General features: G+C 69.7%; 10 protein-coding genes. 3 read left to right on the top strand and 7 right to left on the bottom strand.

Features of this window, described 5'->3' with window-relative positions:
* Window positions 1–85: 85 nt before the first annotated feature.
* The gene (locus ACFY1U_RS41980; protein ID WP_390699318.1) at window positions 86–448 is read right to left on the bottom strand and encodes a four-helix bundle copper-binding protein; all 363 of its coding nucleotides are present in this window, start codon (window positions 446–448) and stop codon (window positions 86–88) included.
* Between the two features lie 168 nt (window positions 449–616).
* Window positions 617–1,978: an LCP family protein gene (locus ACFY1U_RS41985; RefSeq protein WP_390699319.1), complete on the bottom strand. Its 1,362-nt coding sequence runs from the start codon at window positions 1,976–1,978 to the stop codon at window positions 617–619.
* Window positions 1,979–2,225: 247 nt separating this feature from the next.
* Between ACFY1U_RS41985 and ACFY1U_RS41990 the strand changes: the two genes are divergently transcribed.
* Window positions 2,226–3,254 (top strand): glycosyltransferase family 2 protein, encoded by a 1,029-nt coding sequence (locus tag ACFY1U_RS41990; protein WP_390699320.1) that lies wholly within the window; start codon window positions 2,226–2,228, stop codon window positions 3,252–3,254.
* 30 nt (window positions 3,255–3,284) lie between these two features.
* Here the strand turns inward: ACFY1U_RS41990 and ACFY1U_RS41995 are convergent, their stop codons facing one another.
* From ACFY1U_RS41995 to ACFY1U_RS42015, 5 genes are all read right to left on the bottom strand, one after another.
* On the bottom strand, window positions 3,285–4,868 hold the full coding sequence (locus tag ACFY1U_RS41995; protein ID WP_390699321.1) for an LCP family protein: 1,584 nt from the start codon (window positions 4,866–4,868) through the stop codon (window positions 3,285–3,287).
* 208 nt (window positions 4,869–5,076) lie between these two features.
* Window positions 5,077–6,717 carry an LCP family protein gene (locus tag ACFY1U_RS42000; RefSeq protein ID WP_390699323.1) on the bottom strand — a complete coding sequence of 547 codons (1,641 nt, stop codon included), beginning with the start codon at window positions 6,715–6,717 and terminating at the stop codon, window positions 5,077–5,079.
* A gap of 80 nt (window positions 6,718–6,797) precedes the next feature.
* Window positions 6,798–8,528: an LCP family protein gene (locus ACFY1U_RS42005; protein WP_390699325.1), complete on the bottom strand. Its 1,731-nt coding sequence runs from the start codon at window positions 8,526–8,528 to the stop codon at window positions 6,798–6,800.
* A 241-nt stretch (window positions 8,529–8,769) separates the two neighbouring features.
* Window positions 8,770–10,008 carry an LCP family protein gene (locus ACFY1U_RS42010; RefSeq protein ID WP_390699326.1) on the bottom strand — a complete coding sequence of 413 codons (1,239 nt, stop codon included), beginning with the start codon at window positions 10,006–10,008 and terminating at the stop codon, window positions 8,770–8,772.
* Window positions 10,009–10,259: 251 nt separating this feature from the next.
* Window positions 10,260–11,015 carry a TIGR03089 family protein gene (locus ACFY1U_RS42015; protein ID WP_390699328.1) on the bottom strand — a complete coding sequence of 252 codons (756 nt, stop codon included), beginning with the start codon at window positions 11,013–11,015 and terminating at the stop codon, window positions 10,260–10,262.
* 129 nt (window positions 11,016–11,144) lie between these two features.
* Between ACFY1U_RS42015 and ACFY1U_RS42020 the strand changes: the two genes are divergently transcribed.
* Together ACFY1U_RS42020 and ACFY1U_RS42025 are read left to right on the top strand one after the other, a co-directional pair.
* Window positions 11,145–12,617, top strand: coding sequence for a peptidoglycan recognition protein (locus tag ACFY1U_RS42020; protein WP_390699329.1), 1,473 nt, complete (start codon window positions 11,145–11,147; stop codon window positions 12,615–12,617).
* Between the two features lie 179 nt (window positions 12,618–12,796).
* On the top strand, window positions 12,797–13,879 hold the full coding sequence (locus ACFY1U_RS42025) for a sugar phosphate nucleotidyltransferase (RefSeq protein ID WP_390699331.1): 1,083 nt from the start codon (window positions 12,797–12,799) through the stop codon (window positions 13,877–13,879).
* Window positions 13,880–13,932 lie beyond the last annotated feature (53 nt).

Consider the following 13,932-nt stretch of genomic DNA (forward strand, 5'->3'; position numbering starts at 1 on the left):
GCCGGGCGCCCCGCAACGCCAACGCCTCGCACATGATCAAGGGCACCCAGCGCGCAGGTGCCCTTGATCCACGCTCAGACAGGCGTCACATCGTGGCGCCCGACATCGCACGGCACATCTCGGCGCACCGCCGACACGCCTCCGCGCACCGCATCATCTGCTTGTCGTCCGGCATGCTCATACACGCCTCCGCACACATGTCGCACGCCCTGGCGCACATCGCGCACATCTCGGCCGACATCGGCGAGCGGCGCATCATCATGTCCGCGCACATGCGGGTCGTCTCGGAGCAGTCCATGAGCGCACGCATGATCTGCATCTGGGCCTGCCCGCCCATCTGCATGCAGGAGCTCATGGTCTCCTCGCAGATGTTGTGGCAGGACATGCACGCCTGGACGCAGTCCTGCATCTCCTTGCTCATGGCGGTCATGGTTCCGGGCTGGGTCATGGCTCCTCCTGAGAGGCAGAGGGGCCCGGGGGTGGGCCCCGTGCCCTTCTGTTCCTACGCCTGCCGGGCGCCACGCGCCATCGGGCGGACGCCAATAATCCGCACCTATGTCGCACAGTGCACGATCTACGACATTCCGTGACGGGACGTGGCGCGGGGCCGTTCGGGTTACGAGCACATCTCCTGGCCCCCGGTCATCACCCCGAGCTCCCCCCGGTCCGCCGCCTCCGCCCGCACCCGCCGCACCTGCTTGAAGTCCGCCCCCGCGATCACCTTCAACGTCGGCCCGAGCCCCGGCACCTCCCGCAGTTCGCTACCGGGCAGCGCGGTGGCCAGCGCTTTCGCGGAGCGGTCCCACCCGGGGTCGTAGACGATGACCGTCCGCTTCAGGCCGTGGTCGTCCGCGTCCGCCGGCACCCGGGTCGTACGGAAGCCCGTCGCCGCCAGGGCGGCGTCAACCCGCTTGCCGAGTCCCTCCGCGGCCGTGCCGTTCTCGACCTGGACGTGGATCTGCTGCGGGTCCACCTCCACCGGCACCGGCTGGGGGCGGGACGGGCGCGCGGCCAGCGGCTTGTCGTCGCGCAGCGACTGGAAGAGACGGTCGGCCTTGGCGGTGTCCCACTTCAGCGTCTCGCCGATGCCCGGCACGACGTACCCCATCTGCCCGATGGGCACGGTCGTGAACTCGGAGGACGAGGGGGAGAAGTTGCGCATCGCCCGCCCGAGGTCGAGCAGCTCGTCCGTGCCGAAACCTTTGTCCGCGCGCACCGACCCCAGCACGGCCCGCGTCACGTCCCGGAACTTCATCGGGTTCAGCAGGATCCCGGAGGACGTGGCCCGCTCGATGAGCGCCGCGAGGAACCGCTGCTGGCGCTTCATCCGGCCGAGGTCGGAGTCCGCGTCGACATGCCTGGCGCGCACGAACTGCAGGGCCTGCCCGCCGTTGAGGACGTGCGTCCCGGCGGGCAGGTCGAGTCCGGTGTAGGTGTCCTTCAGGGGGAAGGCGGTGCAGACGGAGACTCCGCCGAGCACGTCCACCGTCTTCATGAAGCTGGTGAAGTCGACCTCCAGATAGTGGTCGATCTTCACATGGGTCATGTCCTCGACGGTCTGGACGGTGAGGTTCGGACCGCCCTCCGCGTACGCCGCGTTGATCTTGATGGGGTGGCCGGGGACCCGTTTCCCGGTCTTCTCGTCGGTGTGCGCGGGTGTCATGGCGTAGGAGTCGCGGGGCAGGCTCACCACGGTCGCCCGCTCCCGGTCCGCCGAGATGTGCACGATCATCATGGTGTCGGTGCAGTGGCAGGGCTCGCCGCCCAGGTGGTAGCGGTGCCGTTCCTCGTCGCTGATCCGGTCGCGGCCGTCGGTGCCGACCAGCAGGACGTTCATGCCGTGACCGGCCTTGGGGCGGTTCTTCATGTCCTTGAACGGGTCGACGCGGGCGATGCCCGCGTCCAGGCTGGTGACCACGGCGTGCCCGATCCCGGCGGAGGCGAGCACGACCACGGAGAGGGTCGTCGCCGCCCGCATCACCCAGCGAGGCTTCCTCCGCGGCACGGGCGGCCGCGGCCCGCGCGGCGGTGGGGTGCGCGCGGGCTGGGGCCGGCGCTGAGCAGGAGCGGGCGCGGCGGACCGAGGCTGCGTGGGCAAGGCGGACACCTCCGGGCGACGGCCGTACGTGGGACCGTGAGCACCGTAGGCCGATACGATCTGTAGCCCGGGCCACCGCCCCGGCGGGGCGCAAAGGTGTCCCCCGTTCGCGGTAACGTAACGGGCGATGAACGCCAACCCCGACGCGCCGCTCCCCGCCGTTTCTGTGATCATGCCTGTCCTCGACGAGGAGCGGCATCTGCGCGGAGCCGTCCAAGCGATCCTCGCGCAGGAGTACGCCGGCGAGATGGAGGTCGTCCTCGCCCTCGGTCCGTCCAAGGACCGCACGGACGAGATCGCCGCCGAGCTCGTGGCCGAAGACCCGCGCGTGCACACCGTCCCCAACCCGGCGGGGCGTACGCCCGCCGCCCTCAACGCCGCGATCAAGGCCTCCCGGCACCCGATCGTCGTCCGCGTCGACGGGCACGGCATGCTCTCGCCGAACTACATCGCGACGGCCGTACGGCTCCTGGAGGAGACCGGCGCGCAGAACGTCGGCGGCATCATGCACGCCGAGGGCGAGAACGACTGGGAGCACGCGGTCGCCGCCGCCATGACCTCGAAGATCGGCGTCGGCAACGCCGCCTTCCACACCGGTGGCGAGGCCCAGGCGGCCGAGACCGTCTACCTCGGGGTGTTCCGGCGCGAGGCGCTGGAGCAGCAGGGCGGGTACAACGAGGAGTTCATCCGCGCCCAGGACTGGGAGCTGAACTTCCGCATCCGGGAGGCCGGCGGGCTGATCTGGTTCTCGCCGGAGCTGAAGGTGTCGTACCGGCCGCGGCCGTCGGTCAAGGCCCTCGCCAAGCAGTACAAGGACTACGGCCGCTGGCGGCACGTCGTCGCCCGCTACCACGAGGGCTCCATCAACCTGCGCTACCTCGCGCCGCCGGCGGCGGTCCTGGCGATCGCGGCGGGTCTCGTGGTCGGCGCGGTCCTGACGCCCTGGGGTTTCGTGATTCCCGGCGGCTACCTCGCGGCGATAACCCTGGGCTCCGTCCCGGCGGGGAAGGGACTGCCGCTGAAGGCGCGGCTGCAGATCCCGATCGCTCTCGCCACCATGCACATGTGCTGGGGCTGGGGCTTCCTGACCAGCCCCAAGGCCCTCGCGAAGAAGGTCATCGCCTCCCGGCGCCCCGCGGTGCTCGCCTCCAAGTGAGCACCGGGGGTCGCCCCTCTTGAACCCGGATCACCAGGTGTAGTCCGGGTTCACGTGCATGCACTGCTTCTTGTCCGAGCCGTTGATGACCTGCGCGGACGCCGGCGTCCTGTCGTCGTCCTCCGGCGCCGTGTACGTCGTGCCGGAGGACCAGTCGGCGCCGACGACCAGTGTGACCCCGGAGACGGCGGTCGACTTCTTCACCGAACTCAGCGGAACCCCAAGGGACTTGGCGATGCGCTGGGCGTCGCCCTCCAGGTCCGCGCTCGGGTAGCGGATCACCGTCTTCTCCTCGCTGAGGACCGTCGTGGTGTCCGCGACCGCCTCCGTGATCCCCTTGCCGACGAGCAGCCCGGCGACCGTACGCGCCCGTCCGCCGACCGCGGGCTGCGTGGCGGACTTGGTGCCGTTCTGCACCCGTACGGCGATCTTGTCGTCCGCCGCTGCCGGGTCCGAGGACGCCTTCGTACCGGTGGACTTCTTCTTGCCCTTGCCGTCCAGCGCGATGTCCTCGCGGACGAGCCGGAACAGCTTCGCCGCGTCACCCGGCTTCGGCACGACCCGGCCGCTGTTCGTCGTGGAGTACTGCCAGGGCATCGTCGTCATGGTGATGCGCTTGGTGGGAACCTTCTTGAGCTCCTTGCTCAGGTCGTACAGCTTCGCCACGGTGCCGAGGCCGTTGTCGACGGTCAGCGCCTTGGTGGCCGTCTCGGCGAGCTTGCGCAGCTCGTTCGGATTGCCGAGCGTGGCGTTCTCGCGCAGCTGACGGACCATGGCGTTCATGTACTGGTGCTGGGCCTTGGCCCGGGCGATGTCCGTGTTGTCCTCGAAGCCGTACCGCGTGCGCAGCCACTGCAGGGCCTGGATGCCCTTGACGTACGTGGTGCCCTCCTTCAGCTTCAGGCCGGAGCCGTGGCCGTCCGAGGACTTGGAGTAGACGTTGGCGTCCACACAGACCGGTACGCCGCCGATGGCGTCCGCCATGGACACCACGCCCGAGAAGTCGATCATCATGAAGTGGTCGATGTGGATGTCGGTCAGCTTCTCCCAGGTCGCCACCGTGCAGCCGGGGCCGCCGCGGCCCAGGGAGTCGTTGGTGATCGCCGAGGTGAGTGCACCGTAGACCTTGCCGTTGCCGGGGTCCGTGCACTTGGGGATGTCCACGAGGGTGTCGCGCGGCATGCTGACGACCGACATGTTGGTGCGGTCCGCCGAGACGTGCAGCAGCATCTGCACGTCGGCGCGCGGCGCGGTGTTGAAGGTTTCCTTGGCGCCGCCGAGCTTCTGGTTCTCCTTGGAGTCCCGGGCGTCGGAGCCGATCAGCAGGATGTTCAGCGGCGTCTGACCCGCCGCGTTGGCCTTCGACTCGGCCGCCCTGTCCCTCTCGTCGCCGATGTTGAGGGCGTCCTTTTTGATGTTGGCGTTGAGGTGCTGGTAGTAGAGATAACCGGCCCCCGCCGTGCCGAGTATCACCACCGCCAGGACGATCGCCGCCCAGCGCAGGACGCGCCGTCTGCGGCGCTTCCCGCCGCCCTCCGGGCCCTTGCGGCGTCTGCCTCCGCCGTGCCGGCCGTGCTCGGTCGTCGCCTCCCGGTCCCGCGGTGTCAGGGACATCGTGTCCTCGACTGCGGAAACCTTTCCGCGCACACTGCTCCGCGCCAACTCCCTGCCTCCCACCCCTGGACATGCCGAACCTCTCCGTCGCCCGTCCCCCCGGATCAGGCGCATGAGAGGGCGCGCCGCCCCCCTGAAGTCCCTCGGACGTGAGCGCGCCTCATCATTGTGCAGTCAGTTGGGAGTTCGCTGTGCGGATCGGTGAAGATCAGGTCCAGCGGTACGGTCCGTACACGTCCATGCACTGGCTCTTGTCCGAGCCGTTGATGGCGTCGGCATTGCCGGGCAGGTCGCCTGCCTTGGGCTTCGACTGCTTCGGATACGCCGTGCCGGTGCGCCAGTCGGCGCCGACGACGACCGTGACCCCGGAGACGTCCGTCGACTTCTGCACCGAACTCAGCGGAATCCCCAGCGACTTGGCGACGCGCTGGGCGTCGCCCTCCAGTTCCGCGCTCGGGTAGCGCACGACCGTCCGGTCCGCGGAGAGCCCCGCCGTCGCGTCCTTGGACGCCTTGGTGAACCCCTGCTGCACCAACTCCTGGGCGACCGTGCCCGCGCGTCCGACGACCGGGCCGAGGGCGGAGGTCCCGGTGGCGTTCTGCACCACGACGCCGATCTCGCCGTCCGGCGCCGAAGGGGCCTTCGTGGCCTCTTCCTTGGCAGCCGTCTGCTTGGCGCCCGAGGCCTTGCCCTTGTTGTCGAGGGGGATGTCGTCGCGGAGCATCTCCCAGAGCCTTGCGGCGCCCGCGGCGTCCGGCACGACGTGCTCGGAGTTCTGCGGGTCCGTGACGTTCGGCATCGTCACCGAGGTGATGCGGTCCGTCGGCACCGACTTGAGCTGCATGCCCAGGTCGTACAGCTTCTTGACCGTACCGATCTCCTCGGAGACCTTCAGGGACTTCGTGGCGGCCTCGGCCAGGTCGGTGAGCCGACCGGTGTCGGTGAAGACGTTCTGGTGCTTCAGCGTGCGGATCATCGAGTTCAGATACATGTGCTGGGCCTTGGCGCGGCCCAGATCGCTGTAGAAGGCGTGGCGCGTGCGCAGCCACTGCAGGGCCTGCTTGCCCTCGATCTTGTGGGTGCCGGCCGTCAACTTCAGGCCGGAACCGCCGGGCACGGCGGCCGTCGGGTGGTCCCATACGTTCTGCTTCACACAGACGTCGACGCCGCCGATGGCGTCGGCCATCCGCACCACACCCGAGAAGTCGATCGTCATCCAGTGGTCGATGTAGACCCCGGTGAGCTTCTCCCAGGTGGCCAGCGTGCAGCCCGCACCGCCCCGCGCCAGCGACTCGTTGATGATCTTGTTCGTCTCGGGATACGTCTTGCCGGTCTTCGGGTCCCGGCACTGGGGGATCTCGACCCGGGTGTCACGCGGAATGCTCACCATGGCGGCGCTCTTGCGGTCCGCGGAGAGGTGGATCAGCATCTGCACATCGCCCAGCGGCGGGGTGCCGCGGTCGTACTTGGCGCCGCCGAGCTTCACGTTCTCGTCGGAGTTACGGCTGTCCGAGCCGATCAGCAGGATGTTCAGCGGAGTCTGCCCCGCCGCGTTCGGCGCGGTCTTCTGCGCCTTTGCGTCGCCGCTGCTGCGCTCGCCCTTCTGGATGTTGCCGTTGAGGTGCTGGTAGTACAGGTATCCGGCGCCGGCCGTCCCCAGTATCAGCACCGAGAGCGTGGTCGCCGACCATCTGAGCACCCGGCGCCCCCGCCGCGGCCCGCGACTGTCCGGTATGCCGCGCCGCCCGCCCCCCGGCCCGCCGCCGTCGCGCGGGCCGCCCCGCTTGAGTTCACGAGTGTGCGGAACGCCCCGGAACGTCCCTTCCCCCTGCACGCTGCTCTGCGCCATCTCCCCGTCCTCCCCACCCTGCGCCCATGCATCAGGCCTGTCGTACGCCCTGTTAGACGTACGACAGGCCTGTCAGGTCACTACTTGGCGCACTCAACCTTGTCGGCTGTGGTCTTGGTGTCCACGTCCGGCGCCTTGGTCGCCGCCGTGAACGACTCCCCCGCGCCCGGGAAGTCCTTGCCGAGGGTCAGCGTGATGGCCGGCAGCCCCTGGTCGTTGGTCACGCTCTTGCCGGGCTTCATCGCCGAGCCGGACAGGCCCAGGATGGCGGCCAGCCGGCGCGCCTGGTCGGCCTGGTCCGGACCGTACTCGAGCGTGGTCTTGCTGAGTTGAGCGTCCGCGTTGCCGTCGTTCGAGGACTTCAGCACGCCCGCGTCGTTCTGCAGATACGCGAGCTCCGCCTGCGCACTGCCTTGCTGGGCGCCGCCGTTCAGGATCCGCACCCGCACATCGGAGGCGGCCGACTTGGGGCCCTTGAGCCGGGCGGCCACGGCGGCCGTCTCCTTCTTCTTCTGCTCCTTCACCGCGGTGAAGGAGACGTCGTTCTTGATCGCGTCGAAGACCTGGGGTGCCTTCGACGGGTTGAGGATCACCGTCTTCTTGACCTTGCCGTCCGCCGGGTTGTCGAGCACCGGAATGGTGGTGAACGTCAGGTTCTTCGGGTTGAGCTTACCCAGCTCCAGACCGAGGTCCTTCAGCTTGCCGATGCTGTCGAGGTTGGCGTCGACGGTCAGCGCCTTGGTGCCCGCCTCCGCCACGCTGATCATCTTCGTGGGGTCGGTGAGCGTGGAGTTGGACTTCAGCTTCCGCATCAGCGCGCTGAGGAACTGCTGCTGCAGCCCGATCCGGCTCAGGTCACCGCCGAAGCCCACCGCGTGCCGGGTGCGCACGAAGGCGAGTGCGGTCTCGCCCTCGATGTGCCGCATGCCCTTCTTCAGGTTCAGATGCGAGTCCGGGTCGTTGATGTCCTTGCCCAGGCAGACGTCGACGCCGCCGACCGCGCTGGTCAGCGTCTTGACCGCGTTGAAGTCGGCGACCATGAAGTTGTCCGGCTTGATGCCGGTCAGCTCCGTGACCGTGCGTGCGACACAGCTGGGCGTACGGTCGTCCTGGCCGAGGCTGGTGTTGAAGCGGACGTTGCTGGTGCCCGCGATGACCTTCTGGGAGCCGTCGGCCTGGGTGGTCGGGCAGTCCGGGATGTCGGTGATCAGGTCCCGGGGGATGCTCAGCGCCGTCGCGTTCGAGCGGTCCTTGGAGACGTGCAGCAGGATCGTCGTGTCGGCGTGACCGACGCTGTTCTTGTCGCCGTACTTGTCATTGCCCTTGCCGGTGCGCTTGTCGGTGCCGATCAGCAGGATGTTGATCGCCTTGCCCTTGCTGAAGCCACCGGTGCTCGCGCCGTCGTCGGCGACGGACGTGATGTTGTCGTTGAGGTGCTTGATGTAGAGGTACCCGGCGCCGGCCGCGGCGACCAGCACGAACGCCATGGTGCCGCCGGTCCACAGCAGGACCTTCTTCGCCTTCGACTTCTTCTGCACCGGCCGTCGGCCGCGCCGCCCCGGCAGCGGCTCCTCGGGCGCGCCACGGCGGCGCCTTTGCGGCGGCACCCCGCGCCCCGGGGCCTGCGGAGTCGCCGTACGCCCGCGCGCCGCGCCGTTCGCGCCACGAGGGGCGGATCTGCGCGGCCTGGGAACCGCCGATTGCGGTGCGGAAGGAGTCAGTCGCAGTTCGTATTCGCCGGTGTTCGGATTGAGCACCCACTGGTCTGCGGGGTCGATGTTCTCCGCCCGCCCACGGCTTTGCGCGTCCACGGTTTCCGAATCCTCCGTTTGGGCCACGCGGCGCCTTCCCCCTCAAAGGCGCTCGGGTCTCGGTCACACAGTGCGCGACCCCAGGAAGGACCTGGCGGACCGGTGCACCGGATCGCTCACACTATCCGGCCAGTTCAGCGTGGAGCGACGTCGGTGACAAATTCCACGTCCCTACAACTGGGCAATCCACCCATTTCCTTGGGTTTTCTTGGGACGGCTGTTCGTCGCGTCGGTGCTCGCCCTACCCGCAGCCGACCTCGTCGGCGGTGTTCCCGCGGAACGTCGGCGCGGGCGAACTGGACGCCGAGGCCCCGCCGTAGCGCTTTCCGCCCGACTCCCCGCCACCGTGCCCGTACGCCCCGTAGTCGTGCGATTGCTCATACGAGTCTTTGCCCGAATGTCCGTACGAGTTTTCCTTGCCACCCGTGGCCGAATTACGGTTCTTTGAGTCGGAATCCCGCGGAACTTCCGCCGCGACCGCCAACGGCGCGTCCCTGCGCACCCGTTCGAACAACTTCTCCGCCTCCGGCTCCACGAGCTGGTCGCGATTGGAGTCGTAGACGTACGACTCCCTCGGAACCGTGAGGAATTGCACGGCTTTCGTGGGGATGTCGCGCAGCCCGCGCACGAGTTGATACAGCCCGTGGAGGCTCGCCAGCCCCGGGTCGGTGGTGAGCGACGAGGTGGCGGCGTCCAGCACGGGGTAGAGCTTCACCGGGTTCAGCAGTACGTCGTTGCTCTGGACCTTGTTGACGAGCGCCCCGAGGAACCGCTGCTGACGGTCCATCCGATCGGTGTCGCTGCCGTCGCCGAGCGACTTGCGGGCGCGCACGTATCCGAGGGCCTGTTCGCCGTCGAGCGTGACCCGTCCGGCGGGCAGCTTCAGCTTGGCCGCCTTGTCGTCGATCGGCTTCTTCAGGCACACCTGGACGCCGTCGACCGCGTCGACCATCTCCTTGAAGCCGTGGAAGTCGACGACGATGTGGTGGTCGACGCGGATGTCCGTCAGTTTCTCCACGGTCCGGATGGTGCAGGCCGAACCGCCCGTCTCGAAGGCGGAGTTGAACATCGCGAACATCGGCTCGGAACGGTTCCCGTCGGACCGCAGACAGGAGGGGATGTTCACCATCAGGTCACGGGGCAGCGAGATCGCGGTGGCGGTGTGCCGCCCCGCGGAGAGATGCAGCAGGATCGTCGTGTCGGACCGCTCGGTGCCCGAGTCCCGCCCGTACTGGGCGTTCCCGTCCCCGGCCCGCGTGTCCGACCCGATCAGCAGGATGTTCTGCGCGCCCTTGACGAGCGAGGTCGGCCGCTCCTTCTCGTACCGGGCGAGCTCCCGGGCGGCGGCGTCGTCGGCCCTGATGTTCCCGTCGAGCTTCGCGTACACCACCAGCCCGCCCGCGACGGCCCCCGCCACCACGACACCGACCGCGAGCCCCCCGCACCGCACCCAGTCCCGCCGCCGCGCTCCCAAGGCCATGCTCCACCCCCTCACGGCGTACGAACGTGCGGTGACAACCTGCAGTTCTTACGACCATGGCCCGGAGGAGGCGCGGAGGCGTCCGGTGCTGATCCGAACGGGTGACTGCAGCGCCCCTTGTGGGGGCGCGGGGCTGTGTCGATCTGCGGCTCCGCCGCGATGGGGGTCCCCCCGCTCGAGCGAAGCCGAGAGTGGGGGAGCGACAAGCCAAGACGGAGCCGCACACGCCAAACAACCGCCACCACCCCCGCTCAGCGGCGCACAACACTCACCCGCTCGCTCGCGATCCGCGAGGCGAGCGCCTCTTCCCCCAACTGCTCCAGATGTCGGCACAACACCACGGACCCCCCGCTCGCAAGGGGCCCGTACAACCCGGCGTTCAGCCCCTCCCAGGTGTCGTACGGCAGCCCGGACAGAATCCGCGCCCCCGGCCCGGTGAGGCCCAGTCCCGCCGCCTCCGCCCGAGCCCGCTCGACCACCTCCGCCCCGCTGAACTCCCGCCCGGCCACGATCAGCCCGGCCTCGTCGGGATCCACCGCCGAGAACGGCACGAACCGATCCCCCTGGCCAGGCACCTCCACGGCGTAATCGGCGAAGCCGTCCGGCACCTGCGGGAAGCGGCCACCCAGCGGCCGCAGGGCGAGCGCGATGCGCTCGCCACGGCAGGCCCGCGCGGCGGACAGCGTGTCCGGCCCGCTCACCACCACATCGGCCGCCGCCGGATCCCCGCCGACCTCGGCGACCGCTCCCACCGACGCACACGCCAGCAGCCACACCGCGGTCTGCCAGTGCGCGGGCAGCAGCAGCGCGACCCGGTCGCCGGGGGCCGCGGAGAGATCGCCCTGGAGGAGATTGGCGGTCTTCGCCACCCAATTGGCGAAGGTGGCCACAGAGAGTTCGACACGTTCGCCCGTGGCGTCGTCGTAGAAGGTCACCAGGGGGCGTCCGGGGTCCGCGGCGAGCGCGGAACGCAGCAGGTCGGCAGGGGTGCGGTCGGTGGCGTTCACCCGCGCAAGGGTACGCGGACGACCGCTCGCGCACCCCCTGGTGGGGCCACCGGTTCGGAGGAACGAAATCCGACGGTCCGTCAATTGCGGTATGGACAGATATGTATGACTATGTCCAAGATCAGGAGCATGCGTGGATTCCTTGCCTCCTCGATCGCCTCCTCGATCGGCGTCGCCTGCGCGGCCGCCCTCGTCCTTCCGCTGACTCTGTCCGTCCCCGTGGCGACGGCGAGGGCCGCGCTCGCCGGCGCAGGATCCGCGCCGGCGCCCGCGCGGCCCGACGTTCACGGCAGCACCCAGTCGCTGCCCCTCGCCCCGCTGACTCCCCTCACCCGCGCCCTCGGCTCCACGGCCTCCACGGCCCTCGTGGAGCAGGGTCTGTCCCGCCGCGAGGTACGGCACTTCTCGATGGTCGGCGTCATCTGGGACAACCCGGACACCGAACTGCACGGCCAGGTCCAGGTCCGCACCCGCGCGAGGGGCAACGGCGTCTGGTCCGGCTGGCGCAGCCTCGAGACGCACAACGACGACGCGGCGGACCCCGGCACCGCCGAGGGCGCCTCGGGCCGGGTCCGCGGCTCCACCGCCCCGCTGTGGGTGGGCGACTCGGACGGGGTGGAGGTCCGGGTCCGGGCCGAGGGCGGTCCCCGCAGCGAGGGCCACGCCCGCGGCACCCGCGCCGTCCCGGCGCCGGCCGCCCTCCCGTCGGGCCTGCGTCTGCAACTCGTGGACCCCGGCGGTCCGGACGACGGCGGCGACGAGGTTCCGATGCGGAGTACGGCACCGATCCTGCCGCACGGCAGCCAGGCCGGGCCTCCCGGCACCGGGACCGGCGACTCCGAGTCGGCCGAGGCTCAGGCCTCGTCCGCCGCCAACGCCGGTCTCGTGCCGCTCGGCGCCACCGTGATCCCCGCGCTGAGCAAGGCGGCGACCGTGCGGGAGATGCGGACGCTGCTCGGGCACGAGTTGACGGCAGGTCAGAGCAAGAAGCCGCACATCGGGCCCCGCCCCCGCATCGTGACCCGCCGGGGCTGGGGCGCGGACGAGGATCTGCGCGAGGAGGGGTTCGCCTACACGAAGAAGGTCAAGGCGGCGTTCGTGCACCACACGTCGTCCGGCAACACGTACCGCTGCTCGCAGGCCGCCTCCGTCATCCGTGCCATCTACCGCTACCACGTTGTGAGCATGGGCTGGCGCGACATCGGCTACAACTTCCTCGTCGACAAGTGCGGAACCATCTACGAGGGCCGCGCCGGGGGAGTGGCGAAGGCGGTCAGGGGCGCCCACACCCTCGGTTTCAACAACAACAGCATGGGCATCGCCGTCATCGGCAACTTCAGCAAGAGCAAGCCGCCCGCGGCCGTCCTGAAGGCCATCTCCCGGCTCACGGCCTGGAAACTGGGCCTCTACGGAGCCAATCCGCGCGGAAAGACATATCTGAAGTCGAGCGGTGGCAATCTCTATCGAAAGGGTAAGAACGTCCGAATGAATGTGATCTCCGGCCACCGTGACGGCTACCCCACGGCGTGCCCGGGCTGGCAGCTCTACCGGAAGCTCGGCACGATCCGCTCCACCGCGGCGCACTACCAGGGTCGCCGCTGAGCGACCCGCCGGACCCGCAAGGGCGTTGGCACGGAGGCGTGGCGTTATCTACGTCATAGCGGGGCATCGGGCGGAACGCGGAACGCCGCACGGCCGTCCATATCACCACACGGCGGTCTGCATAAACTGGCCGGCCGAAAGACAGTTCGGCGGGTCCCGGCAGGAAGCAGAGACGACAGGTGACAGAAGCGATCCTCCTGGTCGGCGGCAAGGGCACGCGGTTGCGCCCGCTCACGGTCCACACGCCGAAGCCCATGGTCCGCGCGGCGGGAGTCCCGTTCCTCACACACCAACTGGCGAGAGCGAGAGCGGCGGGCGTGGACCACATCGTCCTCGCCACGTCCTACCTGGCCGAGGTCTTCGAACCGTACTTCGGCGACGGCTCATCGCTGGGCCTGCACATCGAGTACGTGACGGAGGAGGAGCCCCTCGGCACGGGCGGCGCCATCCGCAACGTCGCGTCCCGCCTCCGCTCGGGCCCCGACGACCCGGTCCTCGTCTTCAACGGCGACATCCTCACCGGCCTGAACATCCGCGCCCTGGTGGACACCCACCAGAAGACGGGCGCCGACGTCTCCCTGCACCTCACCAAGGTCACGGACCCGCGCGCCTACGGCCTGGTCCCCACGGACGACACCGGCCGCGTCCTCGCCTTCCTGGAGAAGCCGCAGACCCCGGAGGAGATCGTCACCGACCAGATCAACGCGGGGGCGTACGTCTTCCGCCGCTCGGTCATCGACACCATCCCCGCCGGCCGCCCGGTCTCGGTCGAACGCGAGACCTTCCCCGACCTCCTCGCGGCCGGGGCCCATCTGCAGGGCATGGTCGACTCGACGTACTGGCTGGACCTCGGCACCCCGGCGGCCTTCGTCCGCGGCTCCGCGGACCTGGTCCTGGGCCGCGCCCCGTCCCCCGCGGTCCCCGGCCGCTGCGGCGACCGCCTGATCCTGCCGACGGCCAGGGTCGCCCCCGACGCCAAGCTGACGGGCGGCACGGTGGTGGGCGAGGGAGCGTTCGTGGCGGAGGGCGCGCGGGTCTTCGGCTCGACCATCCTCCCCGGCGCCGTCATCGAACCGGGCGCCGTCATCACCGACTCCCTCATCGGCACCCGCGCCCGCGTCGGCGAACGCTCGGTCCTCACCGGCACCGTCATCGGCGACGGCGCCGTCATCGGCGCCGACAACGAACTACGCGCCGGCGTACGAGTGTGGTGCGACGCCCAAATCCCAGCGGCTTCGCTGCGCTTCTCCTCGGACCAGTAGCCCAGCAACGCCCCCCAACCGAGTGCGGGCACCCTACGCTGCCCGCGTGTCCC

This window comes from Streptomyces sp. NPDC001351, from assembly GCF_042896045.1.
Taxonomy (GTDB): Bacteria; Actinomycetota; Actinomycetes; order Streptomycetales; family Streptomycetaceae; genus Streptomyces.

Excerpts from the sequence above, each read along its gene's own strand:
- ACFY1U_RS41985 (WP_390699319.1), bottom strand. The coding sequence starts at position 1,978 with ATGCGGGCGGCGACGACCCTCTCCGTGGTCGTGCTCGCCTCCGCCGGG.
- ACFY1U_RS41995 (WP_390699321.1), bottom strand. The coding sequence starts at position 4,868 with ATGTCCCTGACACCGCGGGACCGGGAGGCGACGACCGAGCACGGCCGG.
- ACFY1U_RS42020 (WP_390699329.1), top strand. The coding sequence starts at position 11,145 with ATGCGTGGATTCCTTGCCTCCTCGATCGCCTCCTCGATCGGCGTCGCC.
- ACFY1U_RS42010 (WP_390699326.1), bottom strand. The coding sequence starts at position 10,008 with ATGGCCTTGGGAGCGCGGCGGCGGGACTGGGTGCGGTGCGGGGGGCTC.
- ACFY1U_RS42000 (WP_390699323.1), bottom strand. The coding sequence starts at position 6,717 with ATGGCGCAGAGCAGCGTGCAGGGGGAAGGGACGTTCCGGGGCGTTCCG.
- ACFY1U_RS41990 (WP_390699320.1), top strand. The coding sequence starts at position 2,226 with ATGAACGCCAACCCCGACGCGCCGCTCCCCGCCGTTTCTGTGATCATG.
- ACFY1U_RS41980 (WP_390699318.1), bottom strand. The coding sequence starts at position 448 with ATGACCCAGCCCGGAACCATGACCGCCATGAGCAAGGAGATGCAGGAC.